The sequence below is a fragment of the Stenotrophomonas sp. YJH_SMC_82 genome, assembly GCF_059368875.1.
Window position 1 is genome coordinate 885,836 of sequence record NZ_JCAFSE010000001.1, and the last position, 21,257, is coordinate 907,092.

At 67.3% G+C, this 21,257-nt stretch carries 16 protein-coding genes; 11 read left to right on the forward strand and 5 right to left on the reverse strand.

The window, feature by feature from the left end; translation table 11 throughout:
* The 3 genes from AC5P53_RS03970 to AC5P53_RS03980 all read right to left on the reverse strand — a co-directional run bounded on the left by AC5P53_RS03970 (position 1) and on the right by AC5P53_RS03980 (position 2,819).
* A complete protein-coding gene (locus AC5P53_RS03970; protein ID WP_197575474.1) occupies positions 1 to 801 on the reverse strand; it encodes an MBL fold metallo-hydrolase in 801 nt (266 codons plus the stop codon).
* An 11-nt stretch (positions 802 to 812) separates the two neighbouring features.
* On the reverse strand, positions 813 to 1,631 hold the full coding sequence (locus AC5P53_RS03975) for a S1/P1 nuclease (RefSeq protein WP_049440438.1): 819 nt from the start codon (positions 1,629 to 1,631) through the stop codon (positions 813 to 815).
* A gap of 558 nt (positions 1,632 to 2,189) precedes the next feature.
* Complete coding sequence (locus AC5P53_RS03980) at positions 2,190 to 2,819, reverse strand: OmpW/AlkL family protein (protein WP_014648239.1); 630 nt, start codon at positions 2,817 to 2,819, stop codon at positions 2,190 to 2,192.
* Positions 2,820 to 3,011: 192 nt separating this feature from the next.
* On the opposite strand from AC5P53_RS03980, the gene gap reads away from it, so the two are divergent.
* The 8 genes from gap to AC5P53_RS04020 all read left to right on the forward strand — a co-directional run bounded on the left by gap (position 3,012) and on the right by AC5P53_RS04020 (position 14,839).
* On the forward strand, positions 3,012 to 4,016 hold the full coding sequence (gene gap, locus AC5P53_RS03985; protein ID WP_005414333.1) for a type I glyceraldehyde-3-phosphate dehydrogenase: 1,005 nt from the start codon (positions 3,012 to 3,014) through the stop codon (positions 4,014 to 4,016).
* A gap of 125 nt (positions 4,017 to 4,141) precedes the next feature.
* Positions 4,142 to 6,820 carry a DUF2339 domain-containing protein gene (locus AC5P53_RS03990; RefSeq protein WP_241887067.1) on the forward strand — a complete coding sequence of 893 codons (2,679 nt, stop codon included), beginning with the start codon at positions 4,142 to 4,144 and terminating at the stop codon, positions 6,818 to 6,820.
* Positions 6,817 to 8,193 (forward strand): DUF3999 domain-containing protein, encoded by a 1,377-nt coding sequence (locus AC5P53_RS03995; RefSeq protein ID WP_032962132.1) that lies wholly within the window; start codon positions 6,817 to 6,819, stop codon positions 8,191 to 8,193. The genes AC5P53_RS03990 and AC5P53_RS03995 overlap by 4 nt, the downstream gene beginning before the upstream one ends.
* Positions 8,194 to 8,836: 643 nt before the next feature.
* On the forward strand, positions 8,837 to 10,012 hold the full coding sequence (locus AC5P53_RS04000) for a phosphoglycerate kinase (protein WP_014648236.1): 1,176 nt from the start codon (positions 8,837 to 8,839) through the stop codon (positions 10,010 to 10,012).
* Positions 10,009 to 10,662 carry an HAD hydrolase-like protein gene (locus AC5P53_RS04005; RefSeq protein WP_241887066.1) on the forward strand — a complete coding sequence of 218 codons (654 nt, stop codon included), beginning with the start codon at positions 10,009 to 10,011 and terminating at the stop codon, positions 10,660 to 10,662. The genes AC5P53_RS04000 and AC5P53_RS04005 overlap by 4 nt, the downstream gene beginning before the upstream one ends.
* A 210-nt stretch (positions 10,663 to 10,872) precedes the next feature.
* The gene (pyk, locus tag AC5P53_RS04010; RefSeq protein WP_032959168.1) at positions 10,873 to 12,339 is read left to right on the forward strand and encodes a pyruvate kinase; all 1,467 of its coding nucleotides are present in this window, start codon (positions 10,873 to 10,875) and stop codon (positions 12,337 to 12,339) included.
* Between the two features lie 223 nt (positions 12,340 to 12,562).
* A complete protein-coding gene (locus tag AC5P53_RS04015) occupies positions 12,563 to 13,567 on the forward strand; it encodes a class I fructose-bisphosphate aldolase (RefSeq protein ID WP_014648233.1) in 1,005 nt (334 codons plus the stop codon).
* Between the two features lie 129 nt (positions 13,568 to 13,696).
* Complete coding sequence (locus AC5P53_RS04020; RefSeq protein ID WP_241887065.1) at positions 13,697 to 14,839, forward strand: ABC transporter substrate-binding protein; 1,143 nt, start codon at positions 13,697 to 13,699, stop codon at positions 14,837 to 14,839.
* A gap of 92 nt (positions 14,840 to 14,931) precedes the next feature.
* Here AC5P53_RS04020 and AC5P53_RS04025 read toward each other — a convergent pair whose 3' ends face one another.
* The gene (locus AC5P53_RS04025; RefSeq protein ID WP_014648231.1) at positions 14,932 to 15,531 is read right to left on the reverse strand and encodes an O-acetyl-ADP-ribose deacetylase; all 600 of its coding nucleotides are present in this window, start codon (positions 15,529 to 15,531) and stop codon (positions 14,932 to 14,934) included.
* 273 nt (positions 15,532 to 15,804) lie between these two features.
* Entirely contained in the window at positions 15,805 to 16,764 is a 960-nt protein-coding gene (gene cysK / locus AC5P53_RS04030) for a cysteine synthase A (protein ID WP_046432270.1), read from the reverse strand.
* A gap of 208 nt (positions 16,765 to 16,972) precedes the next feature.
* On the opposite strand from cysK, the gene AC5P53_RS04035 reads away from it, so the two are divergent.
* The 3 genes from AC5P53_RS04035 to AC5P53_RS04045 all read left to right on the forward strand — a co-directional run bounded on the left by AC5P53_RS04035 (position 16,973) and on the right by AC5P53_RS04045 (position 21,119).
* Complete coding sequence (locus AC5P53_RS04035) at positions 16,973 to 17,956, forward strand: LysR family transcriptional regulator (protein WP_010481448.1); 984 nt, start codon at positions 16,973 to 16,975, stop codon at positions 17,954 to 17,956.
* 607 nt (positions 17,957 to 18,563) lie between these two features.
* Positions 18,564 to 18,983, forward strand: coding sequence for a DUF2946 family protein (locus tag AC5P53_RS04040; RefSeq protein WP_049404920.1), 420 nt, complete (start codon positions 18,564 to 18,566; stop codon positions 18,981 to 18,983).
* Between the two features lie 72 nt (positions 18,984 to 19,055).
* Entirely contained in the window at positions 19,056 to 21,119 is a 2,064-nt protein-coding gene (locus AC5P53_RS04045) for a TonB-dependent copper receptor (RefSeq protein ID WP_241887064.1), read from the forward strand.
* Positions 21,120 to 21,257 lie beyond the last annotated feature (138 nt).

Here is a 21,257-nt window from a genome sequence, read left to right on the forward strand (position 1 = left end):
TCAGGCCCCGCCCTGGATATTGGCCTTTACCGCAGGCTGCATCAGCTTCGGTTCTTCCAACGTCGCATCGCGGGCCTGGCGCACGCTGACGAACTCCGCCTCGGCCACGCCGTCGTGCACGTGGATGTTGTGCGCGCGCTGTTCACCGATGGTGGTTTCGTTGGCGAAGTCGCGGCCGCCCGGGCCGTAGTCGTGGCAGACGAACACGCGGGTGGCATCCGGCAGGGCCAGCAGGCGCTGGATCGAGCGGTACAGCTGTGCGGCATCACCGCCAGGGAAGTCGCAACGGGCAGTGCCGCCGTCGGGCATGAACAGCGAGTCGCCAGTGAACAGCGCATCGTCGATCAGGTAGGCGATGCTGTCGCTGGTGTGGCCGGGCACGGCGATCACCTGGCAGCGCAGTTCGCCCAAAGTGAAGGTCTCGCCATCACTGAACAGGTGGTCGAAGATTTCATCGGCGCCCGGAAGCTGCAGGCCATAGCGTGGCGCAAACGTCGCCTGCACCGCGCGGATGCCTTCACCGATGGCCAGCGTGGCCTGCGGAAAGTGCTGCTTGAGTCGGCGCCCGGCCGACACATGGTCGGCGTGGGCATGCGTCTCCAGCAGCCAGCGCAGCTGCAGGCCCTGTTGTTCGATGGCCTGCAATGCCGCGCGCAGCGGTGATTCGCTGCTGGCGTCGGTGTCCGGGTCATAGTCCAGGACCGGATCGATCAGCGCCGCCTCGCCGCTGGCCGGGTCGCTGACCAGGTAGCTGAAGGTGTTGCTGTCACGGTGGAAGAACGACTGCACCTGGACCGGCATTGGAGCTCTCCTCAGCGCGTGCCGAGCACGCGGTTCAGCAACTGCGCCAGGTTTTCACCGGCCAGCCGCAGCTGCGCTTCGGCCAGCGGCCGGTAGCGCTCGGTGTACTCGTCACCGATTTTACGCGAGGCCGGATAAACGCCAGCTTGCATGGAGATGCGGCAGCTGGCCTCGGCCCAGACCTGCGGGTCGCGCTGCGGGTTGGACTGGCGCGCCAGCTTCGGTGCGCGCTGGCTCTGCAGCACCGGCAGGTAGCCGGCATCGTCCAGCTTGCGGGTGTTGAGCATGCCGCTGTCCCACAGCGAGTGCAGGTTGGTACCGCGGTTGCCGAACTGCAGCTGGAAATCATTGCCGCCCTTGTCGTGGGCGTAGCCGGCGTGCATCGGCTGGTGGATGTCGCCGACCAGGTGCACGACGAACTTCAGCGCCTGCAGGCGCTCGCCGTCAGTCAGGCTGCGGTCGCCCAGAATGGCGCTCTGCGCCTTGAGGGCTTCGACGATGCAGTTGCCGTTCCTGCAGTGCTTCGGTGCTTCGTAGTGGCAGTCGTCTTCGGCAATGTTGACGTAGTGCCAGCCGGCCGAGCGACGGCCCAGGCCCGGGTCCTTGGCGCGCAGCTGGTCGGCCCAGGGCGCGATGCTGGCCAGGGTGGCGTCCGGTTCGGTGGCCAGCAGGCGGTCCACTTCGGCGCGGGCGGCGGGGGTGAGGCGGGCGTCGGCGACTTCGGCGACAAGGCGGTGGCCTTGCGCGCCCCAGGCATGGGCAGGGGCGGAGACGGACAGCAGGGCCGGCGCCAGGGCGGCGGCGAGGAACAGGGAGTGCAGGGCTTTCATGCGCCCATTCTAGCGGGGTAGGTGGATTGAAGAGCGGCGCGTTCCTGTTCCGAAGTGGAAGCGTAGAGGGAGGGGCGGCGGGACACGCCGTAAATCCGTCCTTGGAGGCTCGATGGCGCCATTCATGCCGCCAACGGTCCCGCCGCCCCTCCCTCTGCGCTCCCCTCCAAACATGGCCGCGGAGGCGGATGCAAACGTCAAATGCAACATCAAAAACAAATGCAGGATCAAAATCGGCCTCCTGCAATTACAGGCAATCACTGCGCCTCGGATGCACGGGTTCTGCTCTTGCCTTTGCTTGAGCTGGTACGCACGCGGTGATGGGAAGGGGCAAGGCGGGGTGCGGAGCCGGGACCGTTGGCGCCATGGATGGCGCCATCGAGCCCCCAGGGATGGGTTTACGGCGTGTCCCGGCTCCGCTCCCTGCCTTGCCCCAGCTCCGGAACCGCTTCAGTCCCAGGCACAAAAAAGCCCCGGCAATTACCGGGGCAACATGCTGCGAGGGTTCTGCGTGTAGCGGGGGAGCGGGGGCGAAGCCCCCGCGCCCAATACACCGCTTTAGAACTTGAAGACGTACGAAGCGCCGTAGACCAGCGGATCGATGTTGACCGTGCCGATCTTCTCGCCGTTCAACTTCACCTTGCTGTCGATGTCGATCCAGCGCATGTCCACGCGCAGGGCGCCCTTCTCGCCGATCGCAAAGTCCACGCCGGCGTGTGCGGCCAGGCCCCACGAATCCTGCAGCTTCAGCTTGCTGCCGGCCAGCGCACCCGTAGTGTCTTCGCTGAAGAAGGTGGTGTAGTTCAGGCCGGCGCCGACGAACGGCGACACCTTGCCCTTGCTATTGAAGTGGTACTGCAGGGTGACCACCGGCGGCAGCTGCTTGGTGCTGCCGACGCGGCCCAGGCCGTTGATGTTGATGTCGTGCTTGAACGGCAGCGCGGCCAGCACTTCGATGCCCAGGTTGTCGGCGATGAAGTACTCGCCGGTGATGGTCGGCTTGACGTCATTGTCGACGTCGACCTTCAGGGTGCCGCCGGCCAGCCAGCCGTTGTTCGACTTCGGCGCCACCTGGTGCACGCCGGCCGAGACGGTCCAGTCGCCCTTGGACTGGGCCATGGCCGGGGCGGCGGCGAGCGACAGGGCGGCGGCCAGGCTGGCCACGATCAGGGGGGAGGTCTTGCGCATGGGGGTGTTCTCGTTGCTGGGTGGATGGCGACAGTCTCGGCCTCACGCCGCGCTAACGCTTTGATCCGGATCAAATCCTGTCCGTGGGCCGGCCGGCGGTCCCGGCTGGCCCACGGTGGCCAGCGGCGGTTTGCTAGACTTGTGGGCCCTATCCATCCCGCCGCACCTGTCGCGGCCGCAGGAGCTTGAGAAATGGCAATCAAGGTTGGTATCAACGGTTTCGGTCGCATCGGGCGTAACGTCCTGCGCTCGGCGGTGCTGAACTTCGGCGACGACATCGAAATCGTGGCCATCAACGATCTGCTGGAGCCGGACTACCTGGCGTACATGCTCAAGTACGACTCCGTGCACGGCCGCTTCAAGGCCGACGTGGCGGTGCAGGGCAATGACCTGCTGGTCAACGGCAAGAAGATCCGCCTGACCCAGGAACGCGACCCGGCCAACCTGAAGTGGGATGAAGTCGGCGCTGATGTGGTGCTGGAAGCCACCGGCCTGTTCCTGACCAAGGAAACCGCGCAGAAGCACATCGATGCCGGCGCCAAGAAGGTCATCATGTCGGCCCCGTCGAAGGACGACACGCCGATGTTCGTGTACGGCGTGAACGACAAGACCTACGCCGGCCAGGCCATCATCTCCAACGCTTCGTGCACCACCAACTGCCTGGCCCCGCTGGCCAAGGTTATCAATGACAAGTGGGGCATCAAGCGCGGCCTGATGACCACCGTGCATGCGGCCACCGCCACCCAGAAGACCGTCGATGGCCCGTCCAACAAGGACTGGCGCGGCGGCCGTGGCATCCTGGAAAACATCATTCCCTCGTCCACCGGTGCGGCCAAGGCCGTCGGCGTGGTCATTCCGGAACTGAACAAGAAGCTGACCGGCATGAGCTTCCGCGTGCCGACCTCGGACGTGTCGGTGGTCGATCTGACCGTCGAGCTGGAAAAGGAAGCCACCTACGCCGAGATCTGCGCCGAAGTGAAGGCACAGAGCGAAGGCCCGCTGAAGGGCATCCTGGGCTACACCGAAGACAAGGTGGTGGCCACCGATTTCCGCGGCGAAACCTGCACCTCGGTGTTCGACGCCGATGCCGGCATCGCCCTGGACGGCACCTTCGTCAAGCTGGTGACCTGGTACGACAACGAGTGGGGCTACTCGAACAAGTGCCTGGAAATGGCCAAGGTCATCGCCGCCAAGTAAGGCCGGCGTAGATCGCAGACGAACCCCGGCCTGGCCGGGGTTCGTCGTTTAAGGGGCCCACCCTGTCGTAGCATGGGGCGGTCGACCGCTGCCGCTGTGGCGCGGGAACGCAATGGAAGCACGCAATGGAAGCACTGATCGCACTGGTCGTATTGGTCCTGTTGGCCATCCCCCTGCTGCTGGTGGTGGCGCTGGTGATGATCTCCGGCCTGCGCCGCCGCGTCGCGGCGCTGGAAAGCGCGATGGCCGCCGCGCCTGCCACCGCCAGGCCGGCCGCCAGCGCGCCCACGCCCGAACGGGCTGCGGCCACGCCCACGGCCAGTGCCGATCCACCGTTCCTGCGGCCGGTCGCCGCTGCTGCGCCGCACCCCCCGCAGCCACCGGTGCGCGAAGCAGCGCCGACCGAGGCGCCTGTTCCCCGACCTGCTGCGCCACCGCCGGTGCCACCGGTGCCGGTGCAGCCGCCGCTGCCTTCCGAGCCGGCACTGCCCAACGTCATCGAGCGCGGCATCAGTGCGGTCAAGCGCTGGTTCACCGAAGGCAACGTGCCGGTCAAGATCGGCATGCTGGTGCTGCTGGCCGGTGTCGCGGCGCTGCTGAAGTACGTCAGCGACCAGGGCTGGCTGGTGTTGCCGATCGAGCTGCGCTTGGCCGGCATCACCGTGGGCGCGCTGGGCCTGCTGGCCTTCGGCTGGCACCAGCGCGAGCGCCGGCGCCTGTTTGCGCTGGCCTTGCAGGGCGGTGCCATCGGCGTGCTGCTGCTGACCATCTTCGCGGCCTTCAAGCGCTTCGACCTGATTCCGCCGGGCTTCGCCTTCGCCAGCTCCATTGCCCTGGTGGCCGGGCTGTGCGTGCTGGCGGTGGTGCAGAACTCGCGCACGCTGGCCGTGCTGGGGATCCTGGCCGGCTTCATGGCACCGCTGTGGCTGTCCACCGGCAGCGGCAATCACGTGGGGCTGTTCAGCTATTACGCGGTGCTCAACGCGGGCATTTTCGCCATCGCCTGGTTCCGCCCTTGGCGCGCGCTGAACCTGCTGGGCTTCGCCTTCACTTTCGGCATCGGCACCTTCTGGGGCGTGCTGCAGTACGTACCGGACAAGTTCAGCAGCACTGAGCCGTTCCTGCTGTTGTTCTTCGTGTTCTACCTGCTGATCCCGCTGCTGTACGCGCGCCGCCAGCCGGCCGGCCGGCGCGATCTGATCGATGGCAGCCTGGTGTTCGGCGCGCCGCTGGTCGCATTCTCGTTGCAGGCAGGCATGCTGCACGAACAACCGATGACGCTGGCACTATGCGCGCTGGGCCTGGCCGCGATCTACGCGGTACTGGCACGGGCGCTGATCGCACGTGCGTCGTACACCATGCTGGCGCAGTCGCATGCCGTGCTTGCGGTGGGCTTCGCCACGCTGGCGGTGCCGCTGGCCTTGTCGGCGCGTGCCACCGGTGCCGTGTTTGCGCTGGAAGGTGCAGGCCTGGCCTGGTTGGGGCTGCGCCAGAAGCGCTGGCTGCCGCAGGTATCCGGCGCGTTGCTGCAGATCGGCGCCGCATTCGCCTTCGTTGCCGGTGGCGACCACTGGCACGAAGACCTGCGCTTCCTGATCAACCCGACCGCCATCGGCGCGCTGTTGCTGGCCCTGGCCGGCTTCGCGTCGGCGTGGAGCTACCAGCGCAGGTCACGTCATGAGGTCGCACTGGTGTACTACCTGTGGGGCCTGCTGTGGTGGCTGGGCGGCCTGATCCATGAGATCACGCGCTTCTTCCCGTACCGCACCGAAGTGGACGCGTTGCTGGTGCTGGCCGCGGTCACTGCCTGGCTGGTGGCCGAAGTGCAGCGTCGCCAGCCGGCGCGTGCACTGGGCGTGACCGCACTGGCCATGCTCGCGCTGGGCTTCCCGCTGGCCCTGGTGCAGAGCGATGCACACCACCAGCCGTTCGCAGGTTATGGCGCGCTGGCCTGGGCGGTGTTCGCGGTGCTGGGCGTGCGGACCCTGCTGTGCCTGCGCCAGGGCGGCGATACCGTGGCCCGCATCGCGCAGTTCCTGTGGTGGCTGCTGTGGCCGTCGCTGCTTTCGCTGCTGGCCCTGTGGGGCGGTGGCGAAGCCGATCTGGCGCAGGGCTGGACGACCCTGCTGGTGACCTTGCCATGGCTGCTGATGGCGGCACTGTCGCTGTGGCGCTGGAATGCGCTGCGCTGGCCATTGGGACAGGCCTTCGACAGCGTGCGCGTCCCGCTGCAGTGCGTGCTGTTCGGCCTGCTGTCGATCGGCTGGCTGTTGGGCCAGCTGCTGCCGGGCGACGCTGCACCGCTGTTGTGGCTGCCGGTGCTGAATCCGGCCGAGATCGGCCAATGGTTGAGCCTGCTGCTGCTGGCGCGCTGGCTGTACGGCGATCAGCAACCGCAGGCACCGCAGGCATTGCTGAACATCCGCATGCCGCTGCTGGCACTGGCGGCCTTCGTCGCACTGACCAGCCTGGTGCTGCATGGCGTGCACCAGTGGGGTGGGCTGGCATGGAACGCGTCGATGATGCGCTTCAGCCTGGCCCAGACCAGCCTGACCGTGTTGTGGAGCGTGCTGGGCGTGATTGCCTGGGTGTGGGGTTCGCGTCGTGGCCAGCGTGTGCTGTGGATGGTCGGTGCCGTGCTGATGGGCGTGGTACTGGCCAAGCTGGTCATTGTCGATCGCCAGCACCTGGGCAACCTGCTGGGCATCGCATCGTTCATCGCCTACGGCCTGCTGTGCACGGTCGTGGGTTATCTGGCACCGGCTCCGCCGAGCGTGGCGCCGACCGTGGAGGAAAAGCAATGAGGAAGTGGAGCAGGGCGCTGCTGCCGGCGATGTTCGGCATGCTGGCCGCCGTCGTGGTGCAGGCGGCTGATTACCGCACGCAGTATGCCGAGCAATGGCCGCTCACATTGTCCAGCGCGCAGTCCGGTGCCTACCGCATCGTGCTGGAGCCGGCGATCTACCGCCGTGCCGTGAGCCCCGACCTCAGCGACCTGCAGGTGTTCAATGCAGCCAGCCAGCTGCTGCCGTCGGCACTGCTGGCGCCGGACCAGCCGCTGGCGCAACCGCCGGTGCAGCGTGAACTGCCGTGGTTCGTGCTGCCGCCGCTGGCCGATGCCCAGCGCAACGATCTGCAGCTGCTGACCGAGCGTGATACCGATGGGCGCGTGCGCCGGGTCGAAGCACGGGTGAGTGGCGGGGCGACGGCGAACGGGCAGGGCGGCTGGCTGATCGACGCCAGCATGCTCGACCAGCAGCCGCTGGCGGCGCTGGTGCTGGACTGGGCCGACAGCGGCCAGCCGCTGCAGGCGCAGGTTCAGCTGGATGCCAGTGATGACCTGCAGCACTGGCGATCGATGGGTCGCGACGTGCCGCTGGTGGATCTGCAGCGCGCCGGCAAGCGCCTGCTGCAGCGCCGCCTGCAGGTGGACGGCACTGCACGCTACCTGCGCATCCTGGCGCAGGGCGACTCGCGGCTGCCGACCCTGCGCGGCGTGTTGGCGGAACTGCCGCCAGCGCCGGCCACGCTGCCGTGGGAATGGCTGTCGCTGGAGCCGACGTCGAAGGGCAAGGGCGAATACACCTTCGAGATGGATGGCCGGTTCCCGGTGGCGCGCGCCGATGTGGCCAGCACCGACAACAGCCTGGTGCAATGGACGCTGTTCAGTCGTGATGACGAGAGTGCCGAGTGGCAGCGCCGCAGCGCGCCGTGGATCGCCTACCAGGTGCAACAGGGCACGCAGGGCCAGCGCCAGCAGTCGGCGGCGCAGCCGCTGGGCGGCGTGCACCGCGACCGCTACTGGAAGCTGGTGGCGAATCCGGCGGAATCTGCCACTGCGCCGACGCTGCGCCTGGGCTACCAACCGGAAGTGCTGGTGTTCCTGAGCCAGGGTGCGGCGCCCTACGCACTGGCGGTGGGCAGCGCGACCGCGCGCCGCACGGACGCGCCGATCGGGGTGTTGATCGAGGAACTTCGGCAGCGCAACGATCCGTCGTGGCAGCCGACGCTGGCGCGACTGGAAGGCAGCCCGGAACCGCTGGCGGGTGACGCGGCGCTGAAACCGCAGCATGACTGGAAGTCGTGGCTGTTGTGGGCGCTGCTGGGTCTGGGCGTGCTGGTGGTGGGTGGCTTGGCGCTCAGCCTGCTTCGGCAGAAGCCGACGCCTTCGGCTTAGGTTCCGGCGAACGGCGCAGCCCCTCGTGGGTGGCTGCAAAGCGCGATCCCGGGGATGGGCCGAGCGGGTGGGCTGGGCAGGGGACGCCGTGAATCCGTCCCTGGAGGCTTAGCCGCGCCATCCATGGCGCGGATACCCCTGCCCAGCCCACCCGCCCGGCCTCTGACAGTTTCCGTGTGCGTCCACCCACGGAAAGAAAAAAAGAAGAGCAAAAGCTGCTTGGCTGGGCGCTCTTTGTAGAGCCGAGCCCACGCTCGGCTGCTCTCCACGAGATCCCCAGCCGAGCATCAGCTCGGCTCAACCTTCCATCTCCCTCCGACACCAGAAACCGCCTTTGCTTTCGCCGTCCGCTCCGCCTCATGAACCTGTCGAGGCCAGGGTGGTCTGGGCTCGCGGGGGCGTAAGCGCCATGGATGGCGCGCCCGAGCCTCCAGGGATGGATTCACGGCGTCCCCCGCGAGCCCACACCGCCCCGGCCCACCCACAGCATCACAAGGCGCCAGCGCTTTGGCTCTGGCTGTTGCAGTTGCAGTTGCAGTTGCGCCGCTGCCTGCCGCAGGCATCGGCCCTCCCACCAGCCGCACCCGATACAATGGCCGCCTGCCGTAGCCCGGCATCCCGTCCCTGAGCCAAAGAGTTGCCCATGTCCATCGTCCGCATGACCGACCTCGACCTCTCCGGCAAGCGCGTGCTGATCCGCCAGGATCTGAACGTGCCGATCGAGAATGGCCGCATCACTTCCGAACAGCGCATCACCGCTTCGCTGCCGACGCTCAAGCGCGCGCTGGAGCAGGGCGCGGCAGTGATGGTCACCTCGCACCTGGGGCGCCCGAAGGAAGGCGTGTGGAGCGAGGCCGACTCGCTGGCGCCGGTCGCCCAGCGCCTGTCCGAGCTGCTCGGCCGCGAGGTTCCGCTGGTGCGTGACTGGGTCGACGGCGTCGACGTGCAGCCGGGCCAGCTGGTGCTTCTGGAAAACTGCCGCATGAACGTCGGCGAGGGCAAGGACGACGAGGCCCTGTCGAAGAAGTACGCCGCCCTGTGCGACGTGTTCGTGATGGATGCCTTTGGTACCGCACACCGCGCGCAGGCCTCGACCCATGGCGTCATCCGCTTCGCCCCGGTCGCGGCCGGTGGCCCGCTGCTGATGGCCGAGCTGGACGCGCTGGCGCAGGCGCTGGACGCACCGGCCAAGCCGCTGCTGGCCATCGTTGCCGGCAGCAAGGTCAGCACCAAGCTGGAACTGCTGGCCAACCTGGTCGGCAAGGTCGACCAGCTGATCGTTGGTGGTGGCATCGCCAACACCTTCATCGCTGCCGCCGGCTACAAGGTCGGCAAGTCGCTGTATGAGCCGGACCTGCTGGACACCGCGAAGAAGATCGTGGCCGATGCCAAGGCGCGTGGCGCCGACATCCCGCTGCCGGTCGACGTGGTCACCGCCAAGCAGTTCATGCCGGACGCTGTTGCCGAAGTGAAGGCGGTCGACGCCGTCGCCGAGGACGACCTGATCCTGGATATTGGCCCGCAGACCGCTGCGCAGTACGCGCAGCTGATCGGAAAGGCCGGCACCGTGGTCTGGAACGGCCCGGTCGGCGTGTTCGAGTTCGAAGCCTTCAGCAAGGGCACCGAAGCGCTGGCCCGCGCCATCGCCAGCTCGCCGGCATTCTCCATCGCGGGCGGTGGCGACACCCTGGCGGCGGTCGACAAGTTCGATATCGCCGGGCAGGTCAGCTATATCTCCACTGGCGGTGGTGCGTTCCTGGAGTTCCTGGAAGGCAAGACCCTGCCGGCCGTCGCCGCGCTCGACGCGCGCGGCGCATGAGTGCCGACCGTAGCAAGGATGTCCTGTTCTTCGACCTCGACGGCACGCTGATCGATTCGCAGGTGGGCATCACCGCCTGCATCGCCTATGCGCTGCAGAAGATGAACCATCCGGTGCCGCCGCAGGAGACGCTGCTGGGCTGGATCGGTCCGTCGCTGCGCACCACCTTCGCGCCGCTGTTCGTCGAACCGGCACGGGTGGAACAGGCGGTGGGCTACTACCGTGAGCGCTTCGACGTCGAAGGCTGGCGCGAACACACGGTGTACCCGCAGATGGAAGACACGCTGCGCACGCTGCATGGCCGTGGCCACCGCCTGGCGGTGGTCACCGCCAAGAACGAGCCGCATGCGCGCCGCATCCTTGCGCACCTGCCGTTTGGCGGGCTGTTCGAGGAGATCATCGGTTCGACCCTGGATGGCTCGCGCAGCCACAAGCCGGAGCTGGTCGGGGAAGCTCTGCGCCGGCTGCAGGTGCAGCCCGCACAGTGCTGGATGATCGGCGACCGCCGCATGGACATCGAAGGCGCGCGTCACCACGGCCTGCGCAGCGTGGGTGTGCTGTGGGGCTTTGGCGGTGAGGCGGAACTCACCGCGGCCGGCGCTGGCCAGCTGGCACGCGAACCGGCGCAGCTGGAAACGCTGCTGGCCTAGCTTCCTGTAGCGCCGAGCCGATGCCCGGCTGCTCCGGCGAGTGGCCAGCCGGGCATGGGCTCGGCTCTACGGAATGCCCTGCGCCAGCGTATGTCCGGACAATGTCCGTTGCATGACCTGCGGAGTCAGGCAGCACAAGGCTGTAACCGTATACATGCGGCGTGAAGGATGTGCTAATTTCCGTTCTTTAACGGGAGAGGCCCATCCACCATGTTCGAGCGTCAGCGTCGCACCAAGATCCTTGCCACCCTCGGTCCGGCCACTGATCCGCCGGGCGTGCTGGAGGATCTTTTCCGCGCCGGCGTCAATGTGGTGCGCCTGAACTTCAGCCATGGCGATCCGTCCGGCCAGGCCAAGCGTGCTGCCGAAGTGCGCGCCGCGTCGGCCCGCGTGGGCGTGGAAGTGGGCATCCTGGCCGACCTGCCGGGCCCGAAGATCCGCATCGAGCGCTTCGCCGAAGGTAAGGTGCAGCTGAAGGCGGGTGACCGCTTCGACCTGATCGCCAGCGAGAACGCCGGCCCGGGCAACGCCAGCCAGGTGGGCGTGAGCTACCTCGGCCTGCCGCAGGACGTGGGCCCGGGTGATGTGCTGCTGCTCGACGACGGCCTGATGCAGCTGCAGGTGGTGGAAGTGCAGGGCGAGCGCATCGTCAACACCGTGCTCAACGATGGTGTGTTGTCCGACCGCAAGGGCCTGAACAAGCAGGGCGGCGGCCTGTCGCTGGGTGCCCTGACCGAGCGCGACAAGGAACTGATCGGCATCGTTGCCAAGATCGGCGTGGACTTCATCGCCGTGTCGTTCTGCCGCAACGCGCAGGACATGAACGACGCGCGCGACATCGCCCGCTCGCACGGCTGTGATGCCGCCCTGGTGTCGAAGATCGAGCGCACCGAGGCGATCGAGAACCTGGAAGAAATCGTCGAGGCCAGCGACGTGGTGATGGTTGCCCGTGGCGACCTTGGCGTGGAAATCGGCGATGCCGAGCTGCCGGGCCTGCAGAAGAAGATCATCAAGGCCTCGCTGGCGCAGAACAAGGTGGTGATCACCGCCACGCAGATGCTGCAGTCGATGGTGGAAAGCCCGATCCCGACCCGCGCCGAAGTGCTGGACGTGGCCAACTCGGTCATCGACGGTACCGACGCGGTGATGCTGTCGGCGGAAACCGCCGCCGGTGCCTACCCGGTCAAGGCGGTGGAAGCGATGGCACGCATCTGCCTGGGTGCCGAGCGCCAGTTCCAGACCGAGACCGATTTCAACGCCTCGCCGCGCAACCTGGAACGTGCCGACCAGGCAATTGCCATGGCCACCATGTTCCTGTCGCAGCATGTGGGCGTGCGCGCGATCGTGGCCATGACCGAATCCGGCGGCACCGCGCGTTACCTGTCGCGTTTCCGCGCCAAGGCGCCGGTGTTCGCGGTCACCCGCCACGACGGCGCGCGTCGCCAGATGGCGCTGATGCGCGATGTGTTCCCGATCAACTTCGACAGCCGCGGCCTGACCCCGCGCGAAGCGGCGCGCGGCAGCATCCGCCTGCTGGTCGAATCGGAACTGCTGCAGGCCGGTGACCGCGTTGTGTTCACCAGCGGCGAGCACATGGAAACCCATGGTGCCACCAACACCCTGCGCCTGCTGGAAGTGGGCGAGGATGGCCGCGCCATCGGCCTGGGCGATCTGTAAGCCCTGACGGTCGGGTCGGCGCTGCCGATCTGGGGTCAGAGCCCTGAAGGGATCTGACCCCGTACTGACCAGGGGTCAGATCCCTGAAGGGGCTCTGACCCCATGCCGCAGGACATCCTTTGTCCTGCGTAGACGTGGAAGCGTTTCCATCCTGTCCTCCACGGCGAGGCAACGGGCAGCAGGGCTATACTTACGTTTTTCCCGCACCCGCCACAGGAAATACATGAGCATCGAACAGCTGGCTGAAACCGCCCAGGCCATGGTCGCCCCGGGCAAGGGCATCATCGCGATCGACGAATCCACCGCTACCATCGCCAAGCGTTTCGCCGGCGTCGGTATCGAGAACACCGAGGAGAACCGTCGCGCCTACCGCGAGCTGCTGCTGACCACGCCGAAGCTCAACGAGCACATTTCCGGCGCCATCCTGTACGACGAGACCATCCGCCAGTCGACCAAGGACGGCGTGCCGTTCGCCAAGTACATGGCCGACCACGGCATGATTCCGGGCATCAAGGTGGACAAGGGTGCGCACCCGCTGGCCGGCTGCCCGGGCGAGCTGGTGACCGAAGGCCTCGACGGCCTGCGCGAGCGCCTGCAGGAGTATTACAAGCTGGGCGCGCGCTTCGCCAAGTGGCGTGCGGTCATCAACATCGGCGAGAGCATCCCGTCGGGCACCTGCATCGAGTCCAACGCCCATGCGCTGGCCCGCTATGCAGCGCTGTGCCAGGAATGCGGCCTGGTGCCGATGGTCGAGCCGGAAGTGATCATGGACGGCGACCACGACATCGAAACCTGCTACGAAGTCACCGAAGCCACCCTGCGCTCGCTGTTCGACGCGCTGTACCAGCAGAACGTGCTGCTGGAAGGCACCATCCTGAAGGCCTCGATGGTCATCTCCGGCAAGGACTGTGAAGAGCAGGCCGATGTCGAGGAAGTGGCCGAGTCGACCGTGATGTGCCTGAAGAGCACCGTGCCGGCGATCCTGCCGGGCGTGGTGTTCCTGTCCGGTGGCCAGAGCGACGAGCAGTCCACCGAGCACCTGAACGCGATGAACCAGCTGGGCAACCTGCCGTGGCCGCTGAGCTTCTCCTACGGCCGCGCCATGCAGCAGGCCGCGCTGAAGCTGTGGGCCAAGGACATGAAGGGCAACTACGCTGCTGCCCAGAAGACGGTGTACGAGCGCGCCAAGGACAACGGCCTGGCCGCGCTGGGCAAGTGGAACGGTTGATCCGTCCCATCGCCGGATGAACAAGGCAGCGCCGGCATCACGCCGGCGTTTGCTTTTGCGGGTATCTTTTCCGCCCCCGCGTGCCTGGCCGGTATGCGGGAACCACATGGAAGGCCAAGGAGAAACAACATGCGTTTGGCAGCAATCACACTGGCCGTTGCCACGGTCCTGGTCGCCAGCGGTTGCAACCGCATCGGCGGCGGCGCGGACGCGGGCAAGGCCGCGTCACTCGATTTCGACAAGCCGGTATCCGGCGAGATCACCTCGCGCAGCGGCATCAACTACAACGACGGCAGCCACCACCAGCTCTACCAGATCAAGCTGGAAGACAAGCAGCTGGTCGGGCTGAAGCTGACCGGTTCGCTGAGCGGCTCGATCGCCGTGTTCAACAACGGCAGCCTGGTGGCCAGCAGCAACACCGGCTACGAGCGCGAAGGCGACGTCTCGGTGGCCTTCCGTGCCAACGGTGGCGGCACCTACCAGGTGGCGGTCAACGCCAACGGCTCGACCGACTACGGTCCTTACCGCCTGCGCGCCGAGAAGCTGGTGCCGTACGACGGCAAGCCGCTGCCGGGCAGCGGCGAGATCGTCGACATGCTGGCCGGTGGTTCCCAGGACTACACCCTGCAGGTGGACAAGGCCGGCCTGTACGAGATCCGCCTGGTGTCGGATGTCTTCGATCCGGTGCTGAAGCTGTCGGGCCAGGGCGTGGATGCAGAGAATGACGATGGCGGCGACAGCACCAACTCGCGCCTGACCCTGTCACTGAAGCCGGGCAAGTACACCCTGACCGCGCGCGGCCTCGGCGACGGCGTCAGCGGCATGTTCACCCTGTCGGCCAACCGCATCGAGCTGCCCGGCAATCTGGTCGAGCGCGATGGCACGGCACTGCCGAAGTCGGGCAGCGTGTACACGATGCTCGACAACGATGGCCGTCGCCGCTTCCTGCTGTCGCTGGACCGCCCGGCCGATGTGCGCCTGGATGCGATATCCAGCCAGGTTGATACCGTGCTGCGCGTGGTCGGCGGCGATGTCGAGCTGACCGACGACGATGGTGGCAACGGCACCAATTCGCGCTTGGAAGAGACCCTGCCGGCCGGTCATTACACGGTCGACGTGTCCAGCCTGAACAATGGCGCGGGCATGGTGGAAGTGCGCGTGCAGGTGGATGGCGCCAGCGCCGATGGGGCTGCGGCCTCGGCGGCACGTGCCGCAGCCGACGCAGCCGCCGTGGCCGATGACGCCGCCGCGGTGGAAGCTGCCAGCCGTTGAGCGTGCCCCACGCCATGCGTGGCTGAGCACGACGGTGCAACGGAAAAGGCCGGGCACTGCCCGGCCTTTTTCTTTACGTCGCGCACCGGGATTCAGTGCGCGGCGGCAAAACCCGCATCGCCCAGGGGCGGCAGCATCGACCCGCGCGGTTCGCTGTCCGCGCTTTGCCCGGCGGCGCTCAACGCCTGCTGGTAGGCCTTGGCCGTAGCGGTATTGAACGCCACCAGCACGATGCGCATCGGTTGCGCATGGCTGCGCTGCCACGCCAGTGTTTCGGTCACTGCGATCTGCGCCGCCTGGTACAGCGGATAGCCATAGACGCCGCAGCTGATCGCCGGGAACGCGATCGACTGCACGCCCAGCGACTCGGCCAGCTGCAGCGACTTCCAGTAGCAGTTGGCAAGCAGCGCCGGTTCGTCGCGCTGGCCGTCATGCCAGACCGGGCCCACCGTGTGCAGTACATGGCGCGCCGGCAGCGCATGGGCGCTGGTGGCGCGCACTTCGCCCGTCGGGCAACGCACGCCCGGGCGCAGCTCCGGCAACTGCGCGCACTCGGCCAGCAATGCGGGGCCGGCCGCGCGATGGATCGCGCCGTCGACACCGCCGCCACCGAGCAGTGTTTCGTTGGCCGCGTTGACGATCGCATCCACCGCCAGGGTCGTGATGTCACCCTGCCAAACCTCGATCTTCATGCGTCCGTCTCCTGCCTGTGAGGTGATCCGCGCAGCATCTGCGCCGGCTGTTCCCACGGTAGGGGACAGGGCATCGATACTGCGTCATGACCGTCTCACGCGCTGCGATCCGACGGCCTTCACGCACGATGGCGGGCGACGCCTTCACGCAGGCTGAAGCAGAACGGGGTCAGATCCTTTCCCGCATGGGAAAGGCTCTGACCCCTGTCGCTGATCCACGCGGGTGGGGTCAGAGCCCTTTCCCTGCGGCAAAGGGATCCGACCCCGGGCGGTTTACGGCAGGCCGGCCAGCCAGTCGTCGTCGGAGCCTTCGTTGACATCGGCGAACAGCGGTGTGGAGAAATAGCGTTCACCAGTGTCCGGCAGCATCGCCAGGATCACCGAGCCGGGTTCGGCGCGGGCAGCCACGTCCAGCGCGCTGGCCACGGTGGCACCGGCAGAGATGCCGACGAAGATGCCTTCCTCGGCGGCCAGGCGGCGCGCGGTGGCGATCGCGCGGTCATCTTCGACCGAGACCAGTTCGTCCACCACATCGCGGTTGAGCACGTCCGGCACGAAGTCCGGGGTCCAACCCTGGATCTTGTGCGGCTTCCAGTCATCGCCCTTGAGCAGGGCGGCGCCGGCCGGCTCGGTGGCGATGATGCGGGTCTGCGGGCGCGCGACCTTCAGCACTTCGCCCACACCAGTGAGCGTGCCGCCGGTGCCCCAGCCGCTGACGAAATAGTCCAGCCGCTTGCCGGCGAAGTCGCGCAGGATTTCCGCGGCGGTGGTGTTGCGGTGATAGGCCGGGTTGGCCGGGTTGGCGAACTGGCTGGCCAGGAACCAACCGTGCTGTTCGGCCAGTTCGGCTGCCTTGCGCACCATGCCGCTGCCGCGTTCGGCAGCCGGGGTCAGGATCACCTTGGCACCATAGGCACGCATCAGCTTGCGGCGCTCGACCGAGAAGGTCTCGACCATGGTCGCCACGAACTTGTAGCCGCGCGCTGCGGCGACCATCGCCAGTGCCACGCCGGTATTGCCCGAGGTGGCCTCCACGATGGTGTCGCCCGGCTTGAGCAGGCCACGCGCTTCGGCGTCGAGGATGATCGCCAAAGCCAGGCGGTCCTTGACCGAGCCGCCCGGATTGAACGACTCGACCTTGGCGTAAACGCTGACCTGCGGCGGTGCCAGACGCTGCAGCTTGACGATGGGGGTGTTGCCGACGGTGTCGAGGATGGAGTCGTACAGGGCCATGGAAGCGCTCCGGAAACGGGGCCGCGCCGGGTTTCGGCGGGCGAAGGGGGAGGGCTGGCTGTTCAGGCCAGCGGCTGCCGGCTGACCGTAGCGCCGGCATATGACGCCCGGAAATGACCAGATACCTTTCTTAAACAACCTTTGGTTATAAGCTGGTGACGGCAATTGACCCTAGAGTGGACCTCCGCCCCACGCCGCCTGCCTGCCCATGACGCTGACCCAGCTGCGCTACCTGGTTGCCATCGCCGACGCCGAGCTGAACATCACGCTGGCCGCCTCGCGCGTGCATGCCACCCAGCCGGGCTTGTCCAAGCAGCTCAAGCAGCTGGAGGACGAGCTGGGTTTCCTGTTGTTCGTGCGCAAGGGCCGCAGCCTGGAGTCGGTCACCCCGGCCGGGACCGAGGTGATCGCCCGCGCCCGCGCCGTGCTGGCCGAGGCCAACAACATCCGCACCTACGCGGCCAACCAGCGGCGCGAGAGCCAGGGCCAGCTGATCCTGACCACCACCCACACCCAGGCGCGCTTCGTGCTGCCGCCGGCGGTGGCGGCGATCAAGCAGGCTTACCCGCAGGTCAGCGTGCACCTGCAGCAGGCCGGTGAAGCCGACGCGCTGGATCGCTTGAACCAGGGTGACGCGGATATCGCCATCATCAGCACCGCTGGGGGGGAGCCCACCGATGGCATCGCGGTGCCACTGTTCCGCTGGCGACGCCTGGTGGTGGTGCCCAAGGGCCACCCGCTGGACCGCGCCGGGCGTGCACCGGACCTGGCCGCGCTGGCCCGGCAACCATTGATCAGCTACGAATCCTCGACCCGCCCGAATTCGTCGCTGCAGCGTGCGTTTGCCGCCAACGGGCTGGTGCCGGATCTGGCGCTGACCGCGCTGGATGCCGATCTGATCAAGACCTATGTGCGTACCGGCCTGGGCGTGGGCCTGCTGGCCGAAATGGCGGTCAGTTCCAACGACGAAGACCTGAGGTCGTGGCCGGCGCCGGACCCGATCAGCGAGTGCATCGCCTGGGCGGTGCTGCCGCGCGACCGCGTGCTGCGTGATTACGCGCTGGAGCTGGTGCATGTGCTGGCACCGCAGATCGATCCCCGCGACCTGCGGCGGGTGCTGGATGGCAACCAGGCGGCCGCGTGGCCGGTGCCACCGACCTGGGAATCACTGACCCAGACCATCACGGTGTGAGGGGGGTCGAGCAGGGCTTGCAGCCCTGCACCTGCCGCGGCATTCAAGCAACAGCAACAGCAGAAGCGGCATTCCGTGGGTTGGCGGGGCGGTGTCGGAGTGCGGGGACGCTGCAAGTACGTCCCTGTAAGCTTGGCAGCCGCATCCATGCGGCTGACACCCCGCACTCCGACACCGCCCCACCTCTGACAGATCTTCGCGGCTGTTGGTAGGTGTCGACCTTGGTCGACACGGTAGATCCACGCCATGCGTGGATGAAAGCTGTCAGATGTCGAAATGCATCTGGGGTCAGATCCGTTTTCCTTCGGAAAACGGATCTGACCCCAAAGCCGTTCCAACAGACCGCAGGAAACTGTCGAAGGCGGGGTGGGTCCGGTTGCGGGAGTGTCCGCGGCATGGATGCCGCGGCCAAGCCCCCATGGATGGGTTTACGGCGTCTCCCGCAACCGGACCCGCCCCGCCTACCCACAGGAACCCGCTTTTGCTGTTGCTTCGGCTCTTGCCGTGGACGTGGCCTCTGCAGGTGCAGGGCGCAGCCCTGCCGATAAACCCCTCCTGCGACGGTTCGTCGCACGGGCAACCCTGGACCCGGCTCTACACTAGCGGGATGACCCGGCTGTCCCGCCCGCAGCGCCTTCTGCTCCAGCTTGCCGTTCTGGCGACGCTGCTGATGGTGCTTGCGCCGCTGGTCAGCCGCGCGCTGCAGGCGCCATCGGTGGGCCACGCTGCGATGGCCGGCATGGACCACGCGCACATGCATCACGATGGCGCCGGATTGGGTCAGAGCCCTCTGCATGGGCAGAGGGATCCGGCCCCACCGGCCGATCCCCACGCCATGCACGGCGAAGCCTGCGAATACTGCGTGCTGGCGATGCGCCTGCTGCCGTGGCTGGCCGTGCTGGTGCTGCTGTTGCCGCTGTTGTGGCGGCCGCGGCTGGTGTTCCCCTGGTCGCGGCAGGTGCTGCCCGCGCTGTGCTGGCCGGCGCATGCCGCGCGTGGGCCGCCGCCTTTCTCCATCGTTCGCTGATGTCCCTGTCGAATCTGCCGCACGACGCCTGACCGGGCGCCGTGCGCGCGTGCGTACCTTGGAGCTGTTCCGATGAAAATGACTTCCCGCCCCGCGGGCGCCTGTGCGCGCCTGCCGGTTGCCCTTGGCCTGGCCGTAACTGCAACGCTCGCCCATGCCGCGCCCGCCGAAGAGGCGCGTACCCTCGACACCCTGGTGGTCACTGCTGCCGCACCGTCCTCGCCACTGCACTGGGTGACCGACCCACGCCTGCCGCGGCAGCCGGTACCCGCCAGTGATGGCGCCGATTACCTGAAGACCGTTCCCGGTTTCTCCGCCATCCGCAACGGCGGCACCAACGGTGACCCGGTGCTGCGCGGCATGTTCGGTTCGCGCCTGAACATCCTCAGCAATGACGGCAACCTGATCGGTGCCTGCCCGTCGCGCATGGACAATCCGCTGTCCTACATCGCGCCGGAAAGCTTCGACCGGCTGACCATCATCAAGGGCCCGCAGAGCGTGCGCTGGGGCGCAGGTGCCTCGGCTGGCACCGTACGCTTCGAGCGCGATACACCGCGCTTCGAAGAGCCGGGCCTGCGTGCCGATGCCAGTGCGCTGGTCGGTTCGCGCAACCGCAACGACCAGGTGCTTGACCTGACCCTGGGCAACCCGACCGGCTATGTGCGCGCCAGTGGCAACCGTTCCGAAGCCGATGACTACAAGGACGGCCACGGCGATGTGGTGCCATCGAAGTGGCGCAAGTGGAACGGTGACGTGGCGATCGGCTGGACGCCGGATGCCGACACGCTGCTGGAAATTTCTGCCGGTGCCGGAGATGCGATCGCACGCTATGCGGGACGCGGCATGGACGGGGCAGCGTTCGAACGCACCAGCTATGCCGCGCGCTTCGAGAAGCGTAACCTGCCGGGTGCGTGGGACACGGTGCAGGCCAACGTGTACTACAACGAGGCCGATCACGTGATGGACAACTACACGCTGCGTGCGCCGAACCCGAACAGCATGATGCCGATGCCGATGGCCTCGAACGTGGATCGCCGTACCCAGGGCGGCCGGGTCAGTTCCGAGTGGCGCTGGCAGGACGTGCAGCTGGTGGCGGGCGTGGATGGCGAGGACAGCCGCCATCGTGGCCGCATGGGCATGGGCCGCGACACCTACCGCCAGGCCGCCTGGGAGACCGATGCCAACTTCCGCCGCTACGGCGTGTTCACCGAGTTGACCCTCGGCGCCGGCACCGACCAGCGTTGGATCAGCGGCCTGCGCATCGATCGCGCCAGCGTGCGCGACGAGCGGCAGTTGCTCCGCGGAATGATGGGCAACATGCCCAATCCGACTGCGGGCCAGCGTCGCAAGGAATGGCTCGGCAGTGGCTTCCTGCGCTACGAGCAGGACCTGGCCGACGGCCTGACCTGGTACGCCGGCCTCGGCCACAGTGAACGCATGCCCGACTACTGGGAGCTGTTCTCGCCCGACCACGGCCCGGCCGATGCGGTGAACGCGTTTGCCGGCATCCAGCCCGAGCGCACCACCCAGCTCGACGCTGGCCTGCAGTACAAGGGACCGCGCGTGCAGGCCTGGGTCTCGGCGTACGCCGGGCAGATCCAGGACTACATCCTGTTCACCTACCACCGCAGCGGCGCGATGGGGATGAGCCAGGCCAGCAACGTCGATGCGCGCATCGCCGGTGCCGAGGCGGGGCTGGAAGTGAGCGTGGCCGAACAGTGGAAGCTGGGTGGCACGCTGGCCTATGCCTGGGGCGAGAACCGCGACCAGCAGCGTCCGTTGCCGCAGATGCCGCCGCTGGAAGCGCGCCTGAGTGCGAACTGGGAAGGCCAGCGCTGGAGCGCCGGTGCGCTGCTGCGCGCGGTGACCCACCAGCACCGTGTCGCAGATGGCCAGGGCAACGTGGTCGCACAGGATCTCGGGCCGAGCGCGGGCTTTGCCACCTTCGCGCTCAACGCGGCGTACCGTTTCGGTTCGCAGCTGCAGCTCAGCGCAGGCGTCGACAACCTGTTCGACCGCGCCTACAGCGAGCACCTGAACCTGGCCGGCAGCGCCGACTTCGGCTTCCCGGCCGACCCGGTGCGCATCAACGAGCCGGGGCGCGCCGTGTGGATGAAGCTGAACTACCGGTATTGATCCGCCGGATGTAAAAAAACGGGGCCGGATCCCCGCCAGGATCCGTCCCCGCCCGACGCCCTCCGTCGGGCAGCTTCGACTCTACGATGACTGACCCGGTGGTGCACGACGGGATACACCCCGATACACGCCGACACT